The 7060-nt window shown below is 61.7% G+C and carries 7 protein-coding genes and 3 pseudogenes; 4 read left to right on the top strand and 6 right to left on the bottom strand.

The annotated features are described in order from the left end of the window. The 5 genes and pseudogenes from A7D16_RS22025 to grxD all read right to left on the bottom strand — a co-directional run. Window positions 1-160: pseudogene (locus tag A7D16_RS22025) on the bottom strand (IS5/IS1182 family transposase); the annotation flags it as partial. 105 nt (window positions 161-265) lie between these two features. Continuing rightward, on the bottom strand, window positions 266-1312 hold the full coding sequence (gene darG / locus A7D16_RS18520; RefSeq protein WP_064634717.1) for a type II toxin-antitoxin system antitoxin DNA ADP-ribosyl glycohydrolase DarG: 1047 nt from the start codon (window positions 1310-1312) through the stop codon (window positions 266-268). Beyond that, window positions 1312-1773 (bottom strand): type II toxin-antitoxin system toxin DNA ADP-ribosyl transferase DarT, encoded by a 462-nt coding sequence (gene darT, locus A7D16_RS24200; protein WP_220375946.1) that lies wholly within the window; start codon window positions 1771-1773, stop codon window positions 1312-1314. Before darT ends, darG begins: the two co-directional genes overlap by 1 nt. 83 nt (window positions 1774-1856) lie before the next feature. Next, window positions 1857-1958: pseudogene (locus A7D16_RS24505) on the bottom strand (hypothetical protein); the annotation flags it as partial. 178 nt (window positions 1959-2136) lie between these two features. Beyond that, on the bottom strand, window positions 2137-3063 hold the full coding sequence (gene grxD, locus A7D16_RS18510) for a Grx4 family monothiol glutaredoxin (RefSeq protein WP_064634716.1): 927 nt from the start codon (window positions 3061-3063) through the stop codon (window positions 2137-2139). A 60-nt stretch (window positions 3064-3123) separates the two neighbouring features. Here grxD and A7D16_RS18505 point away from each other — a divergent pair, with 60 nt between their 5' ends. From A7D16_RS18505 to A7D16_RS24260, 4 genes are all read left to right on the top strand, one after another. Then, entirely contained in the window at window positions 3124-3900 is a 777-nt protein-coding gene (locus tag A7D16_RS18505; protein ID WP_064634715.1) for a polysaccharide deacetylase family protein, read from the top strand. A 605-nt stretch (window positions 3901-4505) separates the two neighbouring features. Beyond that, window positions 4506-4772 carry a hypothetical protein gene (locus A7D16_RS24195; RefSeq protein WP_239687047.1) on the top strand — a complete coding sequence of 89 codons (267 nt, stop codon included), beginning with the start codon at window positions 4506-4508 and terminating at the stop codon, window positions 4770-4772. A 12-nt stretch (window positions 4773-4784) separates the two neighbouring features. After that, complete coding sequence (locus tag A7D16_RS18500; protein WP_275655048.1) at window positions 4785-6446, top strand: TonB-dependent siderophore receptor; 1662 nt, start codon at window positions 4785-4787, stop codon at window positions 6444-6446. After that, on the top strand, window positions 6443-6688 hold the full coding sequence (locus A7D16_RS24260) for a TonB-dependent receptor (RefSeq protein WP_258872271.1): 246 nt from the start codon (window positions 6443-6445) through the stop codon (window positions 6686-6688). Before A7D16_RS18500 ends, A7D16_RS24260 begins: the two co-directional genes overlap by 4 nt. A gap of 153 nt (window positions 6689-6841) precedes the next feature. Here A7D16_RS24260 and A7D16_RS18495 read toward each other — a convergent pair. Next, window positions 6842-7060: pseudogene (locus A7D16_RS18495) on the bottom strand (transposase); the annotation flags it as partial.

The following is a 7060-nucleotide window of genomic DNA, read 5'->3' as shown; positions in this document are numbered from 1 at the left end:
TGGCCGGCAATCGTGGCGATAGCGCCTGCTCCAACGCACTCCACGGCAGCCGATGGCTTAGTTGAACCAGTGGATGGCGCAGGTCGATCTGGTTTTCCAGACGCGAACGAAACAACTCATCGGCAGGTAAGTGATCGGCAGCGGGACGGCGTGTGCGCATGGGCGAAAACTGCCAGAAACCAGTGCGTACATTAACGAAAACTGGCAGTTCCAGCACGCCGAAAACGCGGGGGACGCCCTGCAATGGATGTGGTTTGGGGGTTTTTCAGGGGCGACTACCTACAGCGCGGTCGTCGAACAGCCTGTCTTTGCGCATGGCTGCGTCTGGGCCACCTGGCCAATTGCGTATGCCTTCACGCATCTCTGCCACTTGCGTAGTGATGTCCTCTTTTGCAATCAGCCAGTCAACCGTTGCCAGCAATTCCATGCCAAAAGGCGACTCAAAGCCATCGATCAAGGCCGCTGTGGCCTCCAGTGCCGGGGCATACTGTTTGGCTTCGCTCTTGAGATAGGCCTGGACAAAACTCTTGCGAGTATCATCGAACCAGATGACATCCAACGGATCTGCATCGCCAATTCGCTTGTCACAATGCAAGTAGCTGCCATCTAACCCATCCAGCAGGTGGCGGAGACGGTCGGCATATGGGCCGTATCTATGTGGCTCAAAGCGCAAGTCCAGCTTAGGCAAGCCTGCGCGTTCGATGTTGCGCTCAAGAAACCACGCTAGCTTCTGGATTTCCAGCAGGCTGCATTCCATGCCCAACACCCAGTAGCGACGTACCAGTTCCGCAATCAATGCGCGTGCTGGAGTCAGCTTTTCCACGCCGGAGCGCTTTGCAACATTTTGATACTTCAAGGTAGGCTCGAATACGAAAATGTCGGTATCTAGACCCGCCAGTGTTTCCTCAATCAGTGGACGCACGTTAGACCAGTCCAAACCTCCATTGCCTGCGCCCAGTGGCGGAATAGCAATCGATTTGACCTTGTTTTCTACCAGGAACAGACGTAAATCCTGTAATCCCTCTGTGATCCATTCGATGCGTGAATCGCCACGCCAGTGCTGTTTGGTCGGAAAATTGACGATCCAGCGTGGCCCGTCCAGTTCGTTGGCTTCGGTGACAAACACCTTTCCGGTGCGCACTTGCTTTTCCTTGCATGCAGCAGCATATAGTAGGAAGTTTTTGTTGAAGCGCTCCTTGAACATCAGCGCGATGCCCTTATCCATGACGCCGACGGTGTTGACGGTGTTGACGGTGTTGACCAGTGCCTCGGCACGTGCCTGCAGTAGATTGCCTTGCGTGAACGTAATCATCAGAAGTACCACTCGGTACGGGCATAAACCGGCAATGTGAGGTTGCGCGCCTGGAGTTGACGCGCGATGACTAGCTTTAAATCGTCTGTATAACACACGATGCCTAACAGCCCGCCGATTGGCAAGTGTTGGTAAATTAGCGCTTCCGCCTGATATCGCTCAAACTTAGCCGGGTCCTCCTGGTCGCGACGGAAATCGCGCGCCTGAAGCAGCGGCCAGTCGATCTTGTCGAGATTGGCCAAATCGGAATGAAACGTTGTTAGTTGATAATAAGCATGGCTATCAGTGAATAAAAAAGGCCATCCTCGTGCAGCGACGTGATGCAGGCTGGAAACAAGTATTACAATTTCTTCGTTCGACCGTCGTTGGACGCCTCCCCAGCCCGTATTGATGTTGCGCAGCATCGGCGAAAATGGAGTGAAGTAAAAGGGTACGTAATCGTTAAGGAAGCCGCCTGGCACGATCGGTACAGGATGATTGGCGCGCTTGTCGATTCCTGGTTACCGATGTTCACCCAATCTACGCTCTGTACGGCTCCATTACCGCAGTGCAGGCCGTTTTCCAAAATCCAGGGCAAGTTGTCGCGATGGACGATACGCCAGATCAGGGCTTTCTTCGGGTTGAGGTTTGGGTAGTGCCCTGGCATCCGTCAGTCCTAATCCATATCGCTCAGCTCGACGTGCGAATGGTTGGTTGCAATCGTCAACGTTAATAGGCGATTTGGCTGGATATGGCTGAAGTTGTTACGCCCCCAAAACCTGCGTTCACTGAAGCACCCATTTTAAAGTCGCCCAATTGGTGATGCTTGGGCGGCTCGCGCTTGCTCAGTATTTCGCTACGCCGTTGTCCACCTCGTCCGACCACGCATCGATGCCGCCGGTGACGTTGTAGACGTTGGTAAAGCCCAGGCCGCGGAAATGTTCGGCCGCTTGCAGGCTGCGCCCGCCGCGGTGGCACAGGAACGCCAGCGGGGTGTCCTTGGGCAGCTGTTCGATGGCGGCACGCTCATGCGCATCCAGGGTGCGGAACGGTGCGGCCACCGTAGCCAGCGCACGTTCGTCGGCCGGACGCACGTCCACCAGGGTCAGGTTGCCGGCCTTGAGGCGGTCGTCGGCATCGCGCACCGACAGCTCTTGCACCGGCTTGGGCGCGTTGGGGTTGTCGATGGCCAGACCGCGGCCACGGATGTCGTCCACCCAGTCGATGGTGATGCCCTCGGCGCGGCGCGCGCTGGCCAGGTCGAACTGCACGCGCAGGCCGTTGGATTCGGCTGCGATGGCGTTCGGGTTGGTCGGTGCCAGCTGGAAGTTGGGCTGGAAATCGGCATCGATGGACAGCGTCAAGGAGGCATCCGGCGCATCGGCCAGCGCACCCTTGAGCATCTCGACCGCGGCCGGGGTGATGGTGATCTTGGGCGGGCTGCGGTCGGGCGCCTGCAGGCCGAGCATGCTGCTCAGCTCGCCGCTGTCGGCCATCTGCAGGATGATGTCGCTGCCGCCGATCAGCTCGCCATCCACGTACAGCTGCGGAATGGTTGGCCAGTCGCCGTAGGCCTTGATGCCCTCGCGGATTTCCTGGTCGGCCAGCACGTTGACGTGGGCATAGTCGATGCCCAGCCCGTCCAGCACGCCGACCGCCTTGGCCGAAAAGCCGCATTGCGGCATGCCCGGCTGGCCTTTCATGAAGAGCACCACGCGGCTGGATTGCAGCAGCGTATCGATACGGGAACGCAGGGCGGGATCGAGGGACATGGCAGCACTTCGGTAAGAGCGTGGAGAGCAGGCATTCTACGCCGCGTGGCATCATGCGGCATGACCACGCCGGAAACGCTGTATCGCATCCCCTCCCACCCCTACCGCTGGGTGGGTTTGTTTGCCCTCTCGCAGGTCGCGGTGGCGCCGCTGTGGTGGCATCTGGGCTGGGCCTGGGGCGTGCCGGCGTTGCTGCTGTCGCATGCGCTGTTCGTGGTGCCTGTGTTCCTGCCGCGCGCGCGCCTGTATGCGCCGGTCGTGACACGCCTGCCCGGCCGTGCGCCGCAGGTGTGGCTGACCATCGATGATGGCCCTTCCGACGACACTCCGGCCATCCTCGATCTGCTGGATGCCTACGATGCCAGTGCCACTTTCTTCGTGGTCGGCGCCCGTGCCGAACAGCGGCCGGAGCTGGTGCGCGAGATCGTGCGGCGCGGGCATGGCATCGGCAACCACAGCCACACCCATCCGCAGGCTTGGTTCTGGGCGCTGGGGCCGCGCCGCATGGCCCAGGAAATCGGCCAGGCGCAGCGCGTATTGGCCTGCATCACCGGGCAGGCGCCACGGCTGTACCGCTCGGTGGTCGGCATGACCAACCCCTTCGTCGCCTCGCCGCTGCGCGCGCACGGGCTGACCCGCGTGGCCTGGAGCGCGCGCGGCTTCGACGGCGTGCGTTGCGAACCGGGCGCCACCGTGGCGCGTATCGTGCGCGACCTGCAACCCGGCGCCATCGTGCTGCTGCATGAAGGCGCCGCACACGGCCACAACCTCACCATCCTGCGCGGCGTGCTGGAGGCGATGCAGGCGCGTGGGCTGGTGGGGCGGCGGCCGGAATAGAGCGGCCGACGAAACGACTGCGCTCACCGCCAGGCGGGCGTGGCTGGTGCTCAGCATCGACACGTAGCGTGTGGACGCTACGGTTGGTCAACACCATCCACCCCCGCCTGACGGCTGCTTGCTACGGTGTATCAGCCTGCTTTCGGACACGCGCTGGCCGTACACGCAGGTTGGGCGGTAGAGCGCTATGCAGCAATGTGCCCGTCACGGCGGGCGTTTCGCTTGGGCGTCCTCGCTGTTACTGACGCTGTGACTCTCTGTGTGATGTGGCGCTGGATTGTCTGTGGCGCTGATCGGTTTGCTGAGCTTGCTGCGAAGTCATCCTGGCATGCATCGCGCATCGCCAGGAATGAGAGTGCAGGGCAGTGCATCTGATCGGCGCGCTGGCTGCTTCGGTTCGATGGCGACTGCCAGGTTTCAGGCAAACCAGCGCAATGCCGTGATCATCATTTGCAGCGTGTTCGATGCACGGCTCTATTGACAGCGATTCGGCACGGATCGACCATGCGCGCCCAGCCAGCTGTTGTGCCCACCCTGCAGGGTGCGCCCGCGCCAGCCTCATCGGCCGTCATCGACGGCAGTGTTTCACTCATGAGGCTGACTGCATGTTCTGTTGCATCGTTTCCGCGCGTGTTGGCGTGCGTGTACCGTTCCGTTCGCCGCACCTGCGCGTGGCGTACTCCGTGCTTGCGTTGGCCTGTGCGTGGCCGTTGGCGGCGATGGCGCAGTCGAGCGCGCGCGATCCGGTCGATCTGGATCGCATGCAGATCAGTGCGCATCGCAGCGCCATCACCGAAGGCAACGATTCCTACACCGCCGATATCGCGCGCAGTTCGACCAAACTTGCGCTCTCCTTGCGCGACACGCCGTAGTCGGTGGTGGTGGTGACGCGCCAGCAGATCGTCGACCGCAACCTGCAGTCGCTGCAGGACGTCACCGACACCGTGGCCGGCTTCAACTCGCCGACCTGGGATACCGAGCGCACCTACATCAACGCACGCGGTTTCGAGGTGGACTATTACCGCATCGATGGTATTCCCACCGATTACAGCGGCGATGTGCAGCAGAACATGGCGATCTACGATCGCGTCGAGATCGTCCGTGGTGCCAACGCACTGACCTCCGGTGCGGGCAGCCCGGCGGCATCGATCGACCTGCTGCGCAAGCACGCCGACAGCGCTGTGTTCACCGGCCGGGTGGATCTGTCGGCCGGGCGCTGGGATCGCTATCGCGGCAGCGCGGACCTGCAATCGCCATTGAACGCCGCCGGCAACGTGCGTGGCCGCGTGGTGACCAGTTACGAAGACAAGCAGTCGTTCCGCGATCACTACAGCAAGCAGTCGTCGCTGTTCTACGGCATTGTCGATGCGGACTTCAGCGATGCCACCAGCGGCTACATCGGCGTCAACAAGCAGCGCAATGATGGGCGCGGCACCACCTGGGGCGGCGTCCCTGCGTATTTCAGCGACGGTCGCCGCACCGATTTTGCGCGCTCGGATTCGTTCACCCCGCGCTGGGCGCGTGGCGTGGCCGACACCACCAATGCCTTTGCCGGGCTTACCCACCGTTTCGACAACGGTGCACAGCTGCATGTGGAGTACTCGCATCAGCGGTTTGCAACCGATTGGAAATCGGTGCTGTTCGGCTATCTCGACTATCCGGACCGCGACACCGGGCTGGGGCTGACCAGCAACTTTGGCGGGCGCTATCCCATGCTCAATGCGCAGAACAGCCTGGATGCTTTCGCCAGCCTGCCGCTGACCTTGTGGGGGCGCGAGCATGAGGTCGTGGCCGGCGCGACCTGGATGAATCGCAACGTGCGCAGCTGGTCAAACGCACCGCTGGAACCGCTGACTGCCGAAAGCGTCTATGCCTGGACCGGCAGGATGGCGCAGCCGCAATGGACGCCACTGACAAAGGGCGAAGACCGCGATGTGCGCCAGGTGGCTGCCTACGCTGCGGGCCGCTTCAGCCTGACCGATGCGCTCAAGGCCATTGTCGGCGCACGCGTCACCGACTGGAAAAGCGCCGACCAACTGGTGCCGGCCAACTCCTACGAACGCCGTGGCCGCACCACGCCATACGCCGGCCTGATCCTGGATGTGGACGACCGCCATTCGCTCTATGCCAGCTACACCGGCATCTTCAAACCGCAGAACACTCGCGACCGCGGCGGGCGCTACATCGACCCGTTGGAAGGCAATAGTGACGAAATCGGCGCGAAGGGTGCCTGCCTCGGCGGCCAGCTCAATGCAGCGGTGGCGCTATTCCGGATCGAGCAGGACAATCTTGCGGTCAATGACCCCGGGCAACTGGTGCCCGGCACTACCGATCAAGCCTATCTGGCTGCCAAGGGCACCGTCAGTCAGGGCGTGGAAGTCCAGCTCGATGGGCAACTTTCCGAGCAATGGCGCATCGCATTCGGTTTCGCGCAGTTCGATGCCAACGATGCTGCGGGTGTGGACGTGAACCCGACCAGCCCGCGGCGCGAGGCGACGCTGTTCACCAGCGGCAGACCGGGCCGTGGCGTCTGGGCGGTGGCGTGAGCTGGCAGTCGGCCATCCACGAACTGATGGCCGGGCCGCAGGGCAACACCCAACGGCTGACCCAGGGCAGCGTGCTGCTCGCCAACGCGATGGCGCGTTACGACATCAACCAGGCCTGGTCGGCGCAGCTCAATGTACGCAACCTGTTCGATCGCAAGTACTACGCCAACATCGTCTACCAGAGCCAGTTGATCTACGGCGACCCGCGCGATGTGGAGTTGACGGTGTCCCGGAAGCTCTGAGCCGTTGCGGGGCGCCGACTGCCCTTCTCAGGGGGCGGCTGACAGCGCCTGCAACGAGGTCGCCGGTGACCGCTGCATGCCAGAGCTGTTGCTGCGGACTTGTCGGGCGTCTGCATCCGGCGTGCATGCGTTAGTTGTCTTAGAACCTGTTCGCAATCTTCTGAGTAACAGTGCCAAGAAGGCCAAATGGATGAACTGCAGGCTGGTGTTGAGTTTGCGCTCGCAGTTCTTCCATAGCCTTCGGCTCTTCTCCAGCCAAGCAAAACTACGCTCGACAATCCATCGCTTGGGCATGACCTTGAAGGTGTGCAGTTCGCTGCGCTTGGCAATCTGCACCGTGAGCTGCTCGCCTAAAATCTCTCGCGCGCCGCT

Origin of the sequence: Xanthomonas nasturtii (assembly GCF_001660815.1) — a bacterium.
In the GTDB taxonomy this organism is placed as follows: domain Bacteria; phylum Pseudomonadota; class Gammaproteobacteria; order Xanthomonadales; family Xanthomonadaceae; genus Xanthomonas; species Xanthomonas nasturtii.
The sequence above is the reverse complement of the archived record's forward strand: the minus strand, read 5'-3'. Positions and strand labels throughout refer to the sequence as shown.

Bases quoted from the DNA above. Each gene is read 5' to 3' on its own strand.
- A7D16_RS18505 (WP_064634715.1), top strand. From the start codon at position 3,124: ATGACCACGCCGGAAACGCTGTATCGCATCCCCTCCCACCCCTACCGC.
- darG (WP_064634717.1), bottom strand. From the start codon at position 1,312: ATGATTACGTTCACGCAAGGCAATCTACTGCAGGCACGTGCCGAGGCA.
- grxD (WP_064634716.1), bottom strand. From the start codon at position 3,063: ATGTCCCTCGATCCCGCCCTGCGTTCCCGTATCGATACGCTGCTGCAA.
- A7D16_RS24195 (WP_239687047.1), top strand. From the start codon at position 4,506: ATGTTCTGTTGCATCGTTTCCGCGCGTGTTGGCGTGCGTGTACCGTTC.